The 17801-nt window shown below is 43.9% G+C and carries 17 protein-coding genes and 1 pseudogene; 6 read left to right on the forward strand and 12 right to left on the reverse strand.

Annotated features, from left to right (window positions below):
• Positions 1-75: 75 nt before the first annotated feature.
• The 5 genes from ACEW8F_RS12140 (at position 76) to ACEW8F_RS12160 (ending at position 4949) form a co-directional block, all read left to right on the forward strand.
• Entirely contained in the window at positions 76-1242 is a 1167-nt protein-coding gene (locus ACEW8F_RS12140; protein WP_373483736.1) for an ABC transporter substrate-binding protein, read from the forward strand.
• A 192-nt stretch (positions 1243-1434) separates the two neighbouring features.
• Complete coding sequence (locus ACEW8F_RS12145; protein WP_304889636.1) at positions 1435-2328, forward strand: branched-chain amino acid ABC transporter permease; 894 nt, start codon at positions 1435-1437, stop codon at positions 2326-2328.
• A 14-nt stretch (positions 2329-2342) separates the two neighbouring features.
• Positions 2343-3446 (forward strand): branched-chain amino acid ABC transporter permease, encoded by a 1104-nt coding sequence (locus ACEW8F_RS12150; RefSeq protein WP_373483737.1) that lies wholly within the window; start codon positions 2343-2345, stop codon positions 3444-3446.
• Positions 3446-4249 carry an ABC transporter ATP-binding protein gene (locus ACEW8F_RS12155; protein WP_373483738.1) on the forward strand — a complete coding sequence of 268 codons (804 nt, stop codon included), beginning with the start codon at positions 3446-3448 and terminating at the stop codon, positions 4247-4249. Before ACEW8F_RS12150 ends, ACEW8F_RS12155 begins: the two co-directional genes overlap by 1 nt.
• On the forward strand, positions 4236-4949 hold the full coding sequence (locus tag ACEW8F_RS12160; protein WP_373483739.1) for an ABC transporter ATP-binding protein: 714 nt from the start codon (positions 4236-4238) through the stop codon (positions 4947-4949). Before ACEW8F_RS12155 ends, ACEW8F_RS12160 begins: the two co-directional genes overlap by 14 nt.
• Before the next feature lie 41 nt (positions 4950-4990).
• Here ACEW8F_RS12160 and ACEW8F_RS12165 read toward each other — a convergent pair whose 3' ends face one another.
• Genes ACEW8F_RS12165 through ACEW8F_RS12175 form a run of 3 tightly spaced genes read right to left on the reverse strand, consistent with a single transcriptional unit; the run spans position 4991 to position 10184 of the window.
• The gene (locus tag ACEW8F_RS12165) at positions 4991-6526 is read right to left on the reverse strand and encodes a diol dehydratase reactivase ATPase-like domain-containing protein (RefSeq protein WP_373483740.1); all 1536 of its coding nucleotides are present in this window, start codon (positions 6524-6526) and stop codon (positions 4991-4993) included.
• A gap of 2 nt (positions 6527-6528) precedes the next feature.
• Positions 6529-8637 (reverse strand): RNA degradosome polyphosphate kinase, encoded by a 2109-nt coding sequence (locus ACEW8F_RS12170; protein ID WP_373483741.1) that lies wholly within the window; start codon positions 8635-8637, stop codon positions 6529-6531.
• The gene (locus ACEW8F_RS12175; RefSeq protein WP_373483742.1) at positions 8634-10184 is read right to left on the reverse strand and encodes an exopolyphosphatase; all 1551 of its coding nucleotides are present in this window, start codon (positions 10182-10184) and stop codon (positions 8634-8636) included. The genes ACEW8F_RS12170 and ACEW8F_RS12175 overlap by 4 nt, the downstream gene beginning before the upstream one ends.
• Before the next feature lie 175 nt (positions 10185-10359).
• Between ACEW8F_RS12175 and ACEW8F_RS12180 the strand changes: the two genes are divergently transcribed.
• On the forward strand, positions 10360-11049 hold the full coding sequence (locus ACEW8F_RS12180; protein ID WP_373483743.1) for a DUF554 domain-containing protein: 690 nt from the start codon (positions 10360-10362) through the stop codon (positions 11047-11049).
• A 59-nt stretch (positions 11050-11108) separates the two neighbouring features.
• Here the strand turns inward: ACEW8F_RS12180 and rd are convergent, their stop codons facing one another.
• The 9 genes and pseudogenes from rd to ACEW8F_RS12225 form a co-directional block, all read right to left on the reverse strand.
• On the reverse strand, positions 11109-11267 hold the full coding sequence (gene rd, locus ACEW8F_RS12185) for a rubredoxin (RefSeq protein ID WP_373483744.1): 159 nt from the start codon (positions 11265-11267) through the stop codon (positions 11109-11111).
• A gap of 121 nt (positions 11268-11388) precedes the next feature.
• On the reverse strand, positions 11389-12309 hold the full coding sequence (locus tag ACEW8F_RS12190; RefSeq protein WP_373483745.1) for an ROK family protein: 921 nt from the start codon (positions 12307-12309) through the stop codon (positions 11389-11391).
• Positions 12310-12326: 17 nt separating this feature from the next.
• A complete protein-coding gene (locus tag ACEW8F_RS12195) occupies positions 12327-12950 on the reverse strand; it encodes a YIP1 family protein (protein ID WP_373483746.1) in 624 nt (207 codons plus the stop codon).
• A gap of 134 nt (positions 12951-13084) precedes the next feature.
• Positions 13085-14380, reverse strand: a complete 1296-nt coding sequence (locus ACEW8F_RS12200) for an ABC transporter permease (RefSeq protein WP_373483747.1) — start codon at positions 14378-14380, stop codon at positions 13085-13087.
• Between the two features lie 12 nt (positions 14381-14392).
• Positions 14393-15268, reverse strand: coding sequence for a COG1361 S-layer family protein (locus ACEW8F_RS12205; RefSeq protein WP_373483748.1), 876 nt, complete (start codon positions 15266-15268; stop codon positions 14393-14395).
• Positions 15269-15307: 39 nt separating this feature from the next.
• Positions 15308-15988 carry an ABC transporter ATP-binding protein gene (locus ACEW8F_RS12210; protein ID WP_026393800.1) on the reverse strand — a complete coding sequence of 227 codons (681 nt, stop codon included), beginning with the start codon at positions 15986-15988 and terminating at the stop codon, positions 15308-15310.
• 78 nt (positions 15989-16066) lie between these two features.
• Positions 16067-16891, reverse strand: coding sequence for an ABC transporter permease (locus tag ACEW8F_RS12215; protein ID WP_373483749.1), 825 nt, complete (start codon positions 16889-16891; stop codon positions 16067-16069).
• Positions 16885-17580, reverse strand: a complete 696-nt coding sequence (locus ACEW8F_RS12220; protein WP_373483750.1) for an ABC transporter ATP-binding protein — start codon at positions 17578-17580, stop codon at positions 16885-16887. Before ACEW8F_RS12220 ends, ACEW8F_RS12215 begins: the two co-directional genes overlap by 7 nt.
• Positions 17561-17801: pseudogene (locus ACEW8F_RS12225) on the reverse strand (GntR family transcriptional regulator); the annotation flags it as partial. The gene ACEW8F_RS12220 and the pseudogene ACEW8F_RS12225, both read right to left, overlap by 20 nt.

Consider the following 17801-nt stretch of genomic DNA (forward strand, 5'->3'; position numbering starts at 1 on the left):
TGCAATAAAAGCTTAACCTTTGGTATAATAAGCCCAGGTAAAAATTAGGAAAAAAAGAAAAAGGAGGACTTTACCTTGAAAAAAACTCTAGCATTATTGTTGTCTTTGGCGATGGTTGTTACCATGGTCGCTGGCTGTTCCGGTGGATCGACTACATCTTCCGCTGACAGTGACGTTATTAAAATTGGCGTGTTCGAACCATTAACCGGTGCTAACGCAGCCGGCGGTGAACTGGAAGTTGAAGGGGTTGAATTGGCTAACCAATTACGTCCCGAAGTATTAGGCAAAAAAGTTGAGCTGGTTATTGCTGATAACAAATCAGACAAAGCTGAAGCAACAACTGCTGCCGCTCGTTTAATTGAAAAAGATAAGGTTGTTGCAATCTTAGGTTCCTGGGGATCTTCACTCTCCATTGCTGCTGGTGACGTTGTAAAAACCAACCAGATTCCTGCTGTGGCTCTTTCAGCAACCAACCCGCAAGTTACTGCCGGGAATGACTATTACTTCCGTGTTTGTTTCCTTGATCCTTTCCAGGGTACGGTAATGGCTAACTATGCGTACAAAAATCTGAACGCTAAAAAAGTTGCTATCATCCAGGAAGTATCAAATGACTATTCCGTCGGTTTAGCTAAATTCTTTACTGATTCATTTGTCAAGTTAAGTGGTGACCCAAATGCCATCGTTGCAACTGGTAACTACAATACTGGCGACCAGGATTTCAATGGCATCTTAACAAATATCAAAGCTGTAAACCCTGATGTAATTTTTGCCCCCGGTAACTTTACCGAATCAGCATTAATCATCAAACAGGCCCGTGCCCTTGGTATTACTGCTCCATTTATCGGTGGCGATACCTGGGAAACCAACGAATTCATCACTGTTGGTGGTGCTGATGTTGAAGGCGCTGTTATGTCAACATTCTTTGATGATACCAACCCACTGACTGAAGCTGGTAAAACATTTGTTGCTGAATACAAAAAAGCTTACCCAGACCGTGACAACATTGCTGCTGTAACCGCTCTTGGTTATGACGGCTACATGATGACACTGGATGCCATCGAACGTGCCGGATCTGCAGATCCCGTCGCTATCCGTGACGCATTGGCAGCTACCAAAGATTTCGAAGGCGCTACCGGCATGATCACCATTGATGCTAACGGCGATGCGACAAAGAACGAAGCAATCATCAAAACAGTCAAAGATGGTAGATTTACTTACCTTGATTCTGTAACGATTGACTAGTTTATAAAAAAAGTTTTACATAAAGAGGTCGTTGTTTAGTGCGACGCTCTTTTATACGCAAGGGCGCGTAAGCTAATACAGCAATGTATTTAATTTGCGTACCGCTCTAAAACAAACATTGAGGGTATTTGTTATCAGATACCCTCAATTTAAATTAAATGATATAACGAGGTTTTAATTATGGTCGTTGGAATGACAATGGAAACATTCTTACAGCAACTTATCAATGGTTTATCAGTGGGGAGTTTATACGCCTTGATTGCCATAGGCTATACCATGGTTTATGGGATCCTGAGACTGATCAACTTTGCCCACGGCGATATCTTTATGATGGCTGCCTATTTCACATATTTTGGGATTGCGGTATTTTTTCTTCCCTGGTATGTCACATTTATTATCACGATTGGTTTAACCATGCTCCTGGGTGTTACCATCGAGCGGGTCGCTTATCGTCCCCTGCGGGATGCGCCCAAGACATCACTGCTGATTTCAGCAATCGGGGTTTCGTTTTTACTGGAAAATGTTGCCACCTACTTATTTTCTGGAAAACCACAAGCGTTCCCAGAATTCCCACTGATGACAACACCTTTCTTTATTGGCGGACTGTCTTTTCAGCCAGTTTCTATTGTTATTCCAATTGTTGCGTTTATCCTGATGTCCGCACTACTTTTTATTATTAATAAAACGAAAATTGGGATGGCCATGCGGGCGGTGGCGGTTGATTATGATACAGCTAAACTCATGGGAATTAAGATCAATGGGGTCATTTCTTCAACCTTCGCCATCGGCTCGGCCCTGGCGGCAGTTGGCGCTATTTTATGGTGCATGAAATACCCATCGGTGTTACCCCTCATGGGCGTTGTTCCAGGACTTAAATGCTTCATCGCCGCCGTTATCGGCGGGATCGGCAACGTTAAGGGCGCCGTTCTCGGTGGTCTGATCCTGGGATTTTCCGAAGTGCTGATGGTGGCTTTCTTCCCGGCGTTGACCGGATATCGGGACGCCATCGCATTTGTCATCTTGATTGTAATTCTTCTGTTTCTTCCCAATGGACTCCTTGGTAAGAAACAAGTGGAAAAGGTTTAGGGGAGGTACCAGAAATGAAAGAAACTCAAAACAGCATTGGTGCCTACTTAAAACTCCACTGGAAAACAGCGATATTCTTAGTTGTTCTCCTCATTGGGATTGGTTTAGCCGACATTTTTGTTGATTCCTATCTGCGTCGGCTTTTGAATCTATGCGCTATTTATGTTATCGTCAGTTTGGCAATGAATCTGGTTAACGGTTTTACCGGACAGTTTTCTTTGGGGCAAGCTGGTTTTATGGCCATTGGTGCCTATACTGTAGCTGTTTTCACGGTTCCCATCGAATCCCGGGCCGCTATTTTCTACCTGGAACCGATGGCGCCTTTTTTAGCCAATATTCAATTGCCCTTTATTGTGGCATTGATTCTGGGCGGTCTGGCTTCAGTTGTCGCGGCCTTTTTTATCGGCTCACCCTGTTTACGGCTTCGTGGTGATTATCTGGCCATTGCCACTCTTGGTTTTTCAGAAATTATTCGAATTGTCTTCACCAATACCCAGTCCATCACTAATGGTGCGCTGGGCATTAAGAGCATCCCCACCATCAGCAGTCTCTGGTGGACCTACGGGACTGCTTTGCTAATCATCATTGCAACCGTCCTGCTGATTAACTCTACCTATGGGCGGGCCTTTAAATCCATTCGTGAAGACGAAATAGCTGCCGAAGCCATGGGGGTTGGACTCTTTAAAACAAAGATGACCTCATTCCTGATCGGAGCATTTTTTACTGGCATCGGCGGCGGATTATTTGCTGCTCTATTAGGTACAGTTGACCCTAAGCAATTCTATTTCACCCTGACCTATAACTTTTTACTGATCATTGTGCTTGGCGGCATGGGCAGTATTTCCGGAACCGTCATTGCCAGCTTTGTGGTCACACTGGGTCAGGAAGCCCTGCGTTTTCTGGATGAGCCAATGGCTTTCGGCCTGGATCTACCCATCTTCAGACCTGGTCTGAGAATGGTTGTCTTCTCGTTCCTGTTGATGATCATTGTCCTCTTCTATCGAAAGGGTTTAATGGGTACCAATGAGCTCACCTGGGATTTCATTGCTCAGAAATACCGAACCATCAAGAAAAAACTGAGCGGAAAAAAGACATCAACTGAAGGAGGTGACAATTAATGAGTCTTCTGAGAACCGAAAATGTCATCATGCAGTTTGGCGGTGTTGTTGCCGTCAACGACTTAAATATCGATATTAAAAAAGGTGAGCTGGCCGCTCTGATCGGACCTAATGGCGCCGGTAAAACGACCGCCTTTAATGTCATCACCGGGGTGTACACACCAACCAGCGGAAAAGTGCTTTTTAGCCCAACCGATAAAAGTGGCGCCACTAACGAGATTGATATTACCGGTAAAAAACCGGACAAAATAACCGGTATGGGCGTAGCCCGAACCTTTCAGAACATCCGACTGTTTAAGGAGCTTACCGTTCTTGAAAATGTGTTGGTTGCCACCCACTTAAATGCGGATTATAGTTTTCTATCGGCCATGCTGAGAGCACCAAAAGCAAAAAAAGGTGAACGACAGGCTCGAATGGATTGCGACTTCCTATTGGAACGACTGGGACTCATCGATCTGAAAAATGAAAAAGCCTCGTCCCTGCCCTATGGGCAGCAACGACATCTGGAAATCGCCCGGGCCCTCGCAACCAAGCCCCAGCTGCTGCTGCTAGACGAACCGGCAGCCGGGATGAACCCCCAGGAAACCGACGAATTAACGGATCTGATTTTTAAACTGAAAACTGATTTTGACCTGACCATTTTTATGATTGAACATCATATGGATCTGGTCATGGAAATTTCTGATCATATTTATGTGTTGGATTTTGGATGTACAATCGCAAAAGGAACCCCGGATGAAGTTCAAAATAATCCGAAGGTTATTGAAGCATATTTGGGGGTAGACGCCGATGTTGAAGATTAGTAATTTACAGGTCGCATATGGCGGTATTGAAGCCGTTAAGGGTATTGATCTGGAAGTGCCGGAAGGCAAAATTGTGACCCTGATCGGAGCTAACGGTGCTGGAAAAAGCACCACCCTCCGGGCCATTGTCAATCTGGTTAAATCAAAAGCCGGAAGCATTACCTACCATGGCAACGAACTGCTGGGCCTGGACACCACCAAAGTTGTCGATAAGGGTATCACCCTGGTTCCTGAAGGACGACATGTTTTCCCTGATCTGACCGTGCTGGAGAATTTAAAGATTGGCGCTTATATGCGCAAAGATAATCTCGATGAAGATATTCAGAAGATTTATGGTCTGTTTCCCCGTTTGGAAGAACGTTCCTGGCAACAGGCCGGAACCTTATCCGGTGGCGAGCAGCAAATGCTGGCAGTAGGCCGGGCGATGATGAGCCGACCAAAACTGCTGATGATGGATGAGCCATCGTTGGGTCTGGCACCGCTGGTTGTTCAGGGTATTTTTGATATCATCGAAACCCTGAATAAAGAGGGAATGACGATTCTGCTGATTGAACAAAACGCCAATATGGCCCTTCGGGTTGCCGATTATGCCTACGTGCTGGAAACAGGCAAGATAACCAAAGAAGGCACCGGCCGAGAATTGCTGGCTGATGAAAGCATTAAAGAAGCGTATCTGGGCAAAAGCCACAGAAACAAATAAATAAAACTCCAATTATTCTGTTTTGAATAATTGGAGTTTTTTTATCGTCGCGAGATAATAACCTTATTATTAATGGTCAGGGTTTTATTAAACACGCGTTTAAACTTCTTACCACATTCATTGATAATCATATTGTCAAACACCGAATGACCGGTTGTCAGTACATTGAGCTGCACTTCATGATCCATTATCACACAATTTACATCCTTTACCACACCATCCATGCTGCGATCCAGATATTCAGAAATTTGCAGAAATAAACTAAGCTGATCAATAAGATGGCGTTCTTCATCTTGCAGCAATCCGAAATACTCTTCGGAGATGTGAATTTTTTTATTGGTTCGATGGTTCAAGGCAATAAAGGCACTCATCAGCAGTTCTTTCTGCTCGATACCCAACAGGCCGGAATTTAAAATAATGTAAAAACTATGCTCATGATGATTCCCGAACTGGAGCTTGATGCCCACATCGTGGAGCATCGCACTGGCGCGGATCATTTTACGCACATCTTCTTTAATTCCATGCAGCGGTTTCAGCTGTTCAAAGAGGTTTTCAGTAAGCTTGAGGACATGGTAGGAATGAGGAATGTTGACATTAAAATTGAGCATAATGTTAACCAGTGACAACTCAAAAATATCATAAACCAGATTATCCTCGTTGTAACCAAAGTAATCATAAATAATACCGTCCCGCAATCCAGCATTACTGATAATCAGTTCCGGTGAATCGATGTGCTTCATCACCCGCTCCAGAGTATGGCTGGAACCAACAAAAATATCAATTCGTCCTTTTGACAAACCCTTCAGATTAGAGCGCTCGGCCAAATTCATGCTGGCTGCCATTTCACAAATCCGCTTAACATCATTTGATTTCATCTTGTAATTATGGGCAATTTCCATCGGGTAATCAATAAAACTGCGGTGAATCCGCCCGACGTTTCGAATGGTTCCGCCCACTCCGATTACCGGCAGACCCTCAGCCTTTTTCAACATCGGCGTTTCTTTAAACGCTTCTTTTAAAAATTCGTCCAGAGCCTTCAGTTTTTTTTCGGAAACCTCGTCTGTCAAATCAAACTTTTCCGCTAAATCGATGGAACCAAAAGGGAGACTTACTTCCTCCACTTTCTGGCGATCTTTGATCAGTACAAATTCAGTACTCCCACCTCCGATATCCATCAGCAGCGCGTCCTTAACATCCAGGGTGTTGATGGCCCCCAGATAATCCATGGCAGCCTCCACCTCGCCGGTAATAACATCAACATCCAAACCGACTTCGGCTTTGATGCGAGCCACATATTCTGCCCCATTAGATGCTTTTCGAACTGCTGCCGTTGCCACGGCAATAACTTTTTCAATTCCATAAGCCTCGCACATACTGACAAACATGGCCAGGGTTTCAATCCCAAAATCCATCCGATCCGGTTGGAGTTGCCCTGTTTCTGCCAGTCTGTCGTTTAAGCGTACATTCACCTTCACGTCGTCAATGATCTGAAAATATTCGTTATTGTAATATTCACCAATGACCAGATGTACACTATTTGAACCAATGTCGATGACACCAATATTTCGTCTATCCACGTTTATTCTCCTCCAATATTTTGTTTTAGAAGTACCCTGCTTTTTGCCTGTTCAAATTCTGCTTCAGCTTCTTTGCAAAAATAGTCCTGACAGGAAAGCAATTCTTTGCCCCGTTTGTCGATGCGGATGTATTCTCCGGTTTCTTTCATTACCCGGGTTTTAATGGTATCTTTCAATGTAATCTCCAAAATATGTTTCAATTTTTTCTTTAAACTCTCTTCTTTAACCGGGAACAGGGTTTCGATTCGCCGGTTCAGGTTTCTTTCCATCCAGTCTGCGCTGGAAAGAAAAATATCTTCCTTGCCCTGGTTATAGAAATAGTAGATCCGGCTATGTTCCAGAAAGGTTCCGACAATGCTGTGAACCGTAATGTGCTCGCTGACTCCGGGCAAACCCGGTATTAGTGAGCACATTCCCCGGACAATCAGTTTAATTTCAACCCCTGCCTGAGATGCTTCATACAACTTGTTGATGATACCTTCATCCACCAATGAATTCATTTTTGCAATAATCTTTCCCTTTTCACCCATCTTAATATTTTCAATTTCCCGGTTAATTGCGATATAAAAGGCGTTTCTAAGCGTTTTTGGGGCGACTTCGATTTTTTTCCATAAGGTATAATGGCTGTAACCGGAAAGCAGATTAAACAGTGTCGAAACGTCCGATCCATAATTTTCTTTAGCGGTAAACATTCCCAAATCGGTGTAGAGACCGGCCGTCACATCATTATAGTTCCCGGTTCCCAGATGCACATAGCGCCTGATCCCATCGGATTCTTTACGCACCACGAGAATCATTTTGCAATGGATTTTCAGGCCTGCCAGACCATAAATGACATGACACCCGGCCTGCTCCAGTTTTTTTGCCCAGACAATATTATTAGCTTCATCAAAGCGCGCCTTGAGTTCTACCAGGACGGTGACCTGTTTACCATTCTGAGCAGCCTGAATCAATGCTTCAATGATGGGTGAATCCCCGCTGACCCGGTAAAGGGTTTGCTTGATGGCCAGCACATCCGGATCGACCGATGCCGCTTTGACAAAGTCTACCACTGTTTGAAAGGACTGGTAGGGATGGTGAAGCAGCCGGTCTTTTTTTCGGATGACTTCAAATATATCCTCAACCTCATAAAATTCTTCAGAAATAAGGGGCGTATACCTGGGTTCTCTGAGTTCACTAAATTCACTGCGATTCTGAAATTTCATAAAGCAGTTCAGATCCAGATTACCCTTGAGCTCAAAAAGCTCACTTTCCACAATTTCCAATTCGTTCATGAGCCATTTTTTCATTTTTTTACTTATATCTTTGGTGACTTCCAGTTTAATACTGGCTCCCCATTTACGTTGCTGAATGGATTTTTCAATTTCAATCAGTAAATCTTCCGCTTCATCTTCATCAATAGCCAGGTCACCATTACGGGTAATGCGAAATTCGCTAACCTGTTTGACATCATATCCGGTAAACAGTTCGTTAACAAAGGGGCTGATCATGTCCTCCACAAAAATATAATTAAGCACCGCGGTATCTTTCGCTTTGGGCAAGGCAATAATCCGATCCAGAACCTTGGGAATCTCAAGGATAGCCATAAAATCTTTTTCTTCCTTTACCTTTGCTTCGGTATCATGGAGCATGATGCATAGATAAACTTGATTGTTTTTCACCAAAGGAAAGGGACGACTGTTGTCAATCGCCTGAGGCGTCAGAACCGGGTAACACTCATGTCTGAAATAGTGAAGCGCAAAGTCCTTGCCTTCTTCATCCAGCTCATCATAACGCAAAAAAAAGATGTTATTCTGATTAAGCTCCGGGATGATGGATTTTGCTAAACAGTTATACTGCCTGGCCATCATTTCCTGAGTCATACTATTGAGGGTTGCCAGTTGTTCTATCGGGGTTAATCCATCCACCGATTTTTTGTTGTAACCAACATTGATCTGATCCATGATCCCGGCCACCCGAACCATAAAAAACTCATCCAGGTTAGATGCCGTAATCGCTAAAAATTTCAGCCGATCCATAACCCGATTGCATTTATCGTAGGCCTCATCCAAGACCCGGTAATTGAAATCCAACCAACTGATCTCTCGGTTTATAAATAAGTTACTCTTCATGATTCTACCCTCTTAATCTTTAGTATCGGTTTAATGCCAAATACATTTTCCATGGTTGTCCGGCTTGCTTTAAAAAAATATTCTTCCAACTGAAAATTTTTCCCTGTTGTCAAATCAATAACCAGCTTTTCATCTCTAATATGACAATGAAGATTCTGAATTTTTTGCTGATAACTTTTATCGAGTGCAATCGCCAGCTTAAGGATCGCCGCCAGTTTAGCTACCAGTAATTGCTCTTTTTCATCGCTTGAATGGATTTTTTCTTCGACGACGATAAAATTCGTTTTAACCGCCTCTGCCACATTACCCATTACAGATTTCTCTTCCTGAGTGACACCGATGATATCGGTAGTTTCAATAATGTAGCGACTCTGAACCCAGAAATTCTTATGATCGATGAAGCTTCCCACTTCCATCAGATAACAGAGCATCGACAAAAGCTGGCGCTCTCTTTTTCCCAGTTGGTGGTATTTTTTTAAAGAGTCGAATATTTTCAGGCTGATCTTTTCCACAAATTCTGAATGCTTCTGACTGGTGTGATATTTTTTCCCAATGGTTTTTGCGGAAAGGTAACTGCCCTCTTCGATCCATTCAATTAATTGCTGTTTTTTGGTGATCTGAAATTCAAAATCCAGAAACGCATCTCCGATGATCATCGGAATCAGAATAAAGGTTTCAACCCCCGTTTCTGCCAACAGCTTTAAATAAAGCATCAGGGTATGATTCAGGGTTTCGGCTTCGCTTTGATCCAGAAGTGAATACTTTTTCAGCAACTGATTAACGGTCAAATCCCCGGCCACCTTACAGAGCTTGCCGAAGTCCTCGGCATTGATCACATAATAATCCTGCCGCTCAGAATAGCCGCAGAGCTGCGCAATCACATCTACCTCGTGAGAAGATACAAAAAGTCTTTTGATACGACGCTTTCTGATATTTTCGACAATGTCCTGGGTATTGATCGAAATAAACTCCATCAGCAACGTCTCAAAACGCTCCGAATTCTCTTCAATTGATTTTAGGATTTCCTTCATTTTGAGATAACCCAATTCGGCAGTCTGGTGATAGTCGATAATTCCGTTTTTCAACAGAGCAACTGATACATTTCCGCTGGAAATAGAAGCCAGCATCTGATCTTCTTTGGTTTCATTAAGAATATTAAATTCGGGATCACATTTCAACACCATATGCCGGTAAATAAGATGGGTTTCTTCTTCCTTATCCAGAATTTCAACCTCATAACCACCGGTATTGATTTTAATCTGTTCAAGAATATAAAGCCGGTTTCTCGCTTCCCTGAGAGCCGTTGTTCCAAAAATTTTAATGGATTCGACCCCGTAGGTTTTTGACATTTCGATATATTCGTTAATCGTTTGGCACAATGCATAAACTGATTTAAATGAGATCTCGCCTTTGGTAAAACTCTGACTCCCAAAATTGATTGGAAACATGGCTCGATCTAATATTTTAATGCATCCTTTTCCCCTTTGTCCCACAATCAGTTCGCATCGAATTGAGCCAATATAAATAACAGAAAACCGCTTGATCATAAATGTCACCTCACATTCTTTTTTCTATTCTATCACAATTTTTAAAAAAATTATGTTAAAACTCGTCGAAACTCTGTTTTTTTTCAATAAATCATCTTGCCAGAGCAGTTATGATTTAAGCTCTTTCACTTTTATGTTACAATAGTGAAAGACATCACTTCAGGAGGAAAAATCGTTGCTTGGAACCATTATCAATGCCGCAGCCATTGTTGTTTGCGGCTTTATCGGACTTTTATTTAAACGGGCTCTGCCCCAGCGTCTCTGTGAAACCATTACCCAGGGCCTGGGCCTGGGCGTCGTCGTCATCGGCATCACCATGACCATCGAAACCGAAAACATCATGCTGATGCTGCTGAGCCTATTGTTTGGCGGAATCCTGGGGGAACTGATTAATATTGAAAAACAGTTAAAACGCATCGGCGATACCCTCGAATCAAAGATGAAAAACAATAACAATAATATCTCCCAGGGCTTTGTCAGTGCGTCTCTGCTTTTTTGTACTGGCTCCATGGCCATTATGGGGGCCCTGGAAAACGGACTCACCGGCACCTTCAGTATTCTTTTAAGCAAATCGCTATTGGACGGCATTTTTTCGATGATTCTGTCATCGACTTTGGGGATCGGGGTTGTCTTTTCGGCTATTCCGGTACTTATCTATCAGGGCAGCATTTCGCTTTTGGCCGGCTCAGTTAAAACCCTGCTTGCTCCGGAGATGATCACCGAAATGAACGCCGTCGGTGGCGTTCTGATTATGGCCATTGGTATGAATATGCTAAAAATCAAAGAATTCAAGGTTGGCAATCTGCTGCCGGCGGTTTTTATGCCGATTCTATTTATCTGGCTGATGGGGTTATTAGGAATTTAGAGCAAACAAAAGCCGGCAATAAATGCCGGCTTTAATGCTTTTATAATTTTAAATGACACTTAAACTTCTGAAAATGCACTTTTATCAACACCACATTCTGGACATACCCAATCATCCGGAATATCCGCAAAAGCAGTTCCTGCTGCTACCCCGTTGTCTGGATCCCCTAATTCCGGGTCATATATATAACCACAGACATCACATTCATATTTTTGCATTGCATTCTCCTTTATTTATAGTATGACTTAACTCTATTATAATCATTCTAACTATTATTTCAATGCTTTTTTTGTTTTTTCAATCATTTCTCATTTTTTATCCATAGCAAAATCAGTCGATTCAAATGAAGCGACCAAGATTTGCGGCGCCAATCATGCCAGCCTCGTTTTTAAACGTGGCCAGAACAATCTCAGGCATGGCAAATGCGGGGTAGGTTAAGCGGCTGACCGTCTCAGCTTTGATCTTTTCCAGCAAAAAATCTCCGGCGCTGGATAAACCCCCGCCGATAGTAAAAATCTCAGGATCGATCAAATCGCTAATATTGGCAATGGCCCAACCCAGATAACGGGCCAGCCGATTAACCGCTGCTAAAGCCAGTGAATCCTCTGCTTTGGCTGCCTCAAAAATACGCCTGGCATCAAAATTTTCATTTGCTTTTAAATCTGTCCCAACACCTTCCGCAATCCGCTTTTGACAGTAACGGATCAGTGCTGTTGCCGAAGCAAAGGTCTCCAGACATCCGTTTTTTCCGCAGTTGCAATCATAAAAATTTTCTTCCATAATCATATGACCGACTTCTGACGCCACCCCATGGGCACCGGAAATAACCCGATCATTAATGATCACGCCACCGCCCACCCCGGTGCCGAGGGTCAGCATCACCGAGCTACTCCGACCCCGGGTGCTTCCGAAAGCCGCTTCGGCAATACAGGCAGCGGTAGCATCATTAACCAGCAGCACTTTAAGCGACAGCGCTCTTTCGAGATCTTGTTTTACTGCTCTGTTTTGCCAATTGAGGTTGGGACAGGAAACAACGGTTGCACCGTCCGCAGACAGGATTCCGGGAATACCGATTCCCACTGTGGCTTCTTTTGGCGAAAGTTGCTGCAGTTCTTTAATTAACAAAACCAGATCATTTAGCACCTGGTCATAACCCAATTGACTTTGGGTTATGACCAGCCGTTCTTCCTGTATGACTCCCAGATGATCAACAATGCCGCCTTTAATGGCAGTGCCGCCTATATCGATGCCGATTCCCATCCTTGTCCTCCTATTTTCTAGCTGATCGCTGTAGTAGATAAACCAGCCATGGAATTAAGGCTGATCAATGATACCCCCAAGCCGATCCCAGCCGCTACTATTTCCAGTCCGATCACCGGAATAGCGGTTTTTTTGTAGCTCACACCATAGACAATCGCCAACCCAATAATGGTCAGGACAAGCTGCCAGATGTTGAAGATACTGAAGATTCCTCCCAGAAAGGCTACCCAATCCATTTCGTAAACCTTGGTCATGTCAATTGGTTTTTGAAAGAAAATATTAAGAATATTCTGGAAAATCTTCGGAAAATAGCTAAGCCCCACCACGTATACGGCGGTTTTGAAGGTGCCCTCGCCACCCATTTTCTTTAACACCAGGTTAAAGATGGCGGCCTTCACCACCATGGCAACAGCCACACTGATGATTCCAGAGATAATCCCGGTGACGATACTAATCGTTTTAACCATGCCCATTTGATCGGCGGGAAGATCCATACTGCCTACCACGTTTCCGGCAATGATACCCGTTAAGCCCCCAATGATGGCAATAATCAAAATGGGGATCAACAGCGACCGTTTTTCTTTTTCAGCAACCTGTTTAAAGAATTTAACAGGATTAATTAGCAGGTATAAATAGTTCATCCTTACTCCTTCTCGTTTTATGTTTTTATTTTCTGTTTCAGCAACTGATCATTCACACATTTTAATTACTTCCACAGTCATTCCAGCTCATTATAATTTTCAATTTTTTAACAACTTTTTCCCAATCCGCTTGATTATTCACTTCGAATCGCATCCAGCGAACTGAGATTAGCAGCCCTGATAGCCGGCCGTACCCCGGAGAGTAAACCCACTAGCGCAGAAAATACCAACGCAAAAATCACCAGACCTGGGGTAATAAAAGAAATCGTTACCCCGTCTTCGCCGCCAATAAAAAAGCCGGCAATGAGATTGATCAAAACGGAAAGCACCAGGCTGATAACAACCCCCACCAACCCGCCGATCAGTCCAATCATGGTTGATTCGGCAATAAACATGTTACGAATATCCGTTATTGATGCCCCGATAACTTTCATAATCCCGATTTCTTTGGTGCGCTCATAAATGGACATGGTCATCGTATTGACAATGCCGATACAGGCAACCAGCAGGGCCACCCCACCGATACCTCCCAGCAGAATCTGCAGCATCTGGAACACTGAACCCATAGAATCAAGAATCTGCTGCATCGAAAATACTGTAAACTGCATCGCCTCAACTTCAGTTGTGACATCATTAACCACCGAGGAATCCTCCACTGTCACCAATGCCTGGGTATAGCCCTGCTTCTTGACATTGGCTTTCTTGCCAGTCTGCCATTCGTTGAGCTCCGTCACCAGATTATAGTCAGCGATGACGGAATAATCTTCATTTCCGCCGGTAGATTCGAGCACCCCGGTCACCTTCAACTTTTGGGTCTTCATTTCTTCTTCACCATTGGCATTGATGCGTTTGATGGTCATGGTAATGTTCTGACCAATGAGATCTTCCGGTTTAACTTCACTTTCGGTAAGCTGGGTCGAAGCGCCAGTATAGGTAATGCTGGTTAAAACGTCCTTGCCCAGGATGACACTGTTTTCATCATTGGCCCCGGGTTTTTTACCACTGGTCGTTTCATAACGCATGTCTTCCAAAACAGCATAATCCACACCCATCAAGGAAACTCCGTACTGTTCGCGATCAACCTCAATCTCGCCGCCACTGAGGTTCACTACGGGGGTGACAGCCACGACCCCATCGATTTTTTTAAGATCTTTGATAGCATCATCATTAAGGATCACTTTATCATCCGTTTTTCCGCCGCCCATGGCGGTCATCCCCATTGAGGAAAGATCCTGATAAACCTGCAGGGTAGTCACTGAACCGATACCGGAAAGCTCATCAGTAATGCTTTTCTGTGCTCCATTTCCGATGGAAACCATCACGATGATGGATGCTGTTCCAATGACCACGCCGATAATGGTGAGGATGGTCCGAAATTTCATGCGCCAGAGATTCTCCCAGGATAATCGCAGGAGTTCTTGCTTATTCACACCCTCACCCCACTAAGCGCCAATGCCAAAGACCACTCTGAGAAATTTCTGGAAAAAGTTTTCTTCCCCGGTATTGGCAGTTTGGGTAGTGGCTTCCTCAGAAACAATGGCAATGGCTTTTTCAATCACCCGTTCGTTATTGAAACTGTCCATGTATTTCACGGTTATTTTTCCCGGAAATTCACCAGTTTCAGCGGCGGTGACATCCGCTGAAAAATTATCATTATCATCCTTTTCAAAGGTGCCATAATATTGATAATCTTTGTTAAAGTCGACCCCTTCAGCAGAAACGCTGACCTGAACCCCACGAACCGGGTTGGAACCAAAATTGGCGATTTCAAACTCGATTGGGGTGACGCCCTTGTCATTTTCGGTTAAAACAAACCGATCCGGCGCAATAATGGACAGTGACTCACTTTCATTAATCACAATACCCACGGTTTCGGTAAAATTATAGACGCTTCCCCCACTGCTTTCACAATTGATCTGGAGATTCAAGTTATAGTTTTTCGCTTCGGCATTGGGCGAGGTAACCATGGGAATTTCAATGGTGGCGCTTTCCGCTGAAGGAATCTCTTCCCGATAAAAATGGCTGCCACTACCGACCATCGAAAACACTCCCAGATCATTGGCTCCAGACTGAGATAATACATCCAAGGTCACGTTATGGGCATCGTAGTCGCCATGATTGGTCAGGGTAACTACCATTTTAAATTCTTTACCCGGTGACACCGTCGCCGGATTGAAGGTGACTGAACTGATCTGAAGCAAAGGTTGTTCCGGTGCCGCCAGCGCTGTTGGCGTAAGACATAATAATAGCAGTATAACCGCCAACAGAACTGAATGCAGGGATTTTGTCTTGATTTTGATTTTTGTTCGCTCTTTCATAATTTCTCCATTTCTTTGAGTCTTGATCCTGATCAACGTTTATTGATTGACTTCGGATTCAATCAGGCCATCCCGCATATGAATAACCTTGGTACAATATTTGGTGGTGTCCGGATCATGGGTGACAATGACAAAGGTCTGATTTTCTTCCCGGTTCAGGCGATAGATCATTTCCATAATATCCGCACTTGTTTTTGAATCCAGATTCCCGGTGGGCTCATCCGCCAGAATAATCTCCGGATGGTTTACCAGCGCCCTGGCAATACTCACCCGCTGCTGCTGTCCCCCTGATAGCTCGCTTGGCTTATGCCCCATTCGATCCACCAGCCCCACCACTTCCAGGGCTTCGATTGCCCGTTCTTTCCGGATTTCTTTTTTGACACCAGCAAAAGTCAGGGCCAGGGCTACATTTTCCATGGCGGTCATGGTTGAGATCAAATTGTAGGACTGGAAAATAAAACCGAGGTGTTCCCGTCTGAACAGGCAAAGTTCATTCTCCGTCATTTCACTGATCCGATAATCCCGAATCATGATATCCCCGGAGGTGGGTGGAACCAATCCCCCCAGCACGTTCAAAAAGGTGGATTTGCCTGATCCCGAAGGACCCAGCAGGGCCACCATTTCCCCTTGTTCAATATCCAGATTGATTCCCTTGAGGATGTTGATGTCTTCTTTCCCCAACTTGAAATCTTTGTGCAAATCTCTGACTTGAATAAAAATTTAGATCGACCCTCTTTCTTTTTGTTCTCTGGTTTCAACCAATCAATTGCTGATTATTATAACACAAATCAACGCAAATTATTCCAGATTTAGACGTTTTTTCATAATCATATGGGTTCCGTAATAGAAACCAATCCCCAGCACCACATTGAGTGCGGTCGACCCATTAATAAGCCAATGAATGGTTGTCATCGCCTCGCGGCCATTGAGCACCATGTTTTCCAGGTTGCCGATGGCAAAGACCGCCATCGCAATCGACATAATAACCTGCATCGCAATGGTTATGACAATATAGGCACCAAAGGCTGCTACGATCCGGTGTTGATTGAAAAGCTGACCAATCGCAATGGAAACATAGATCATCAGGATCGAAGCAACAGTTTCAACCAGGATGAATAATCCCAGTTCCGCCATAAAGAGATTAAGCTCCATCCCCGTCTGCAGGTAAAACATCGAATAGGCCGAACGTATCGTCTGCGACAGTTCCATCATCGAAAAAGTTCCCAGCGAGAAAATGAAAAAGGTCAGGACAATCATTACTGTGCAGACTGCCGACCAGATCAATCCCACCAGCAGTTTGGATAAAACCAGTTCCCAGGTTTTAACCGGCAGGCTGAACATCAGATAACCCTCATCAGTGAATAAGTTTTTATAAAAGCGCTGAATAATCATCACCAGGGTCATCACACAAATGCCTACGATCAGAATAAAATAAAGGGTAAAACTAATCCCTAAAATAATTTCAGCAACCTTGTTATTAGACGCCGCCTCGGAAAAGAAATCCGGCGCGCCAATGGCCATCACCAGTTTGGTGAAAATCGTTAATATCAGCAGGGCACCGTACAGAGGCAAAAAAATTCGACTGGTGGCCCTAGTTTCGTGTTTAATCAGTTTTCCTAACATTTAAAAACCTCCCTGAATAATCCATCCACCGACTTGTTATGGGTTTCCCGTATTTCATCGACACTGGAATGGAGCACCAGTTCCCCCTGATCAATGAAAATAATGTCATCCAGGATCTGTTCGATATCAGCAATCAGATGGGTGGAAATAATCACTGATGCCTCTTCTTTGTAATTGGTGATGATGGTATTTAAAATATAATCCCGGGCTGCGGGATCAACCCCGCCAATTGGCTCATCGAGAAGATACAGCTGGGCTTGACGACTCATCACCAAAATTAGCTGCACCTTTTCTTTTGTTCCCTTGGACATGGTTTTTAGCCGATCATCTGGATTGATATTCAGATCCTTCAACATGTTTTCTGCTTTGATACGATTGAAATCTGTGAAAAAATCTTCAAAAAAGGCAATGATCTCACTGACCCGCATCCAGTCATTGAGATAGGTGCGCTCGGACAGATATGAAACCTTCGCTTTGGTATCGACTCCCGGGGCATCACCATCGATGGTAATTTCCCCGGCTGTTGGCACCAGTAAACCGGCAGCCAGCTTGATAAAGGTACTTTTACCGCTGCCATTGGGCCCCAATAAGCCAATGATCCGTCCACGCGGTATTTCCATATTGATGTTGGCCAGGGCGGTTTTTTTACCATAGCTTTTGGTCAAATTTTTAGTGCTTAATATGGTCATCGTCCTTTTCCCCTTCCTCAATCTTTTCCATTAATGCCAGTATTTCACTTCGACCCATACCTAACTTTTTCATTTTTTCAAGAAATGCGCCAATTTCCTGGACTGCCAAGTTTTTTTTCGCTTCTTCTATCACTTTCAAATCCTCCGTAATAAATCTGCCGCTGGTTCTTTGTGCAAAAACGAGTTCCATTCTTTCCAGTTCTGCCAATGCTTTCTGCATG

The sequence above is a fragment of the Acetobacterium sp. genome, assembly GCF_041752335.1.
Taxonomy (GTDB): domain Bacteria; phylum Bacillota; class Clostridia; order Eubacteriales; family Eubacteriaceae; genus Acetobacterium.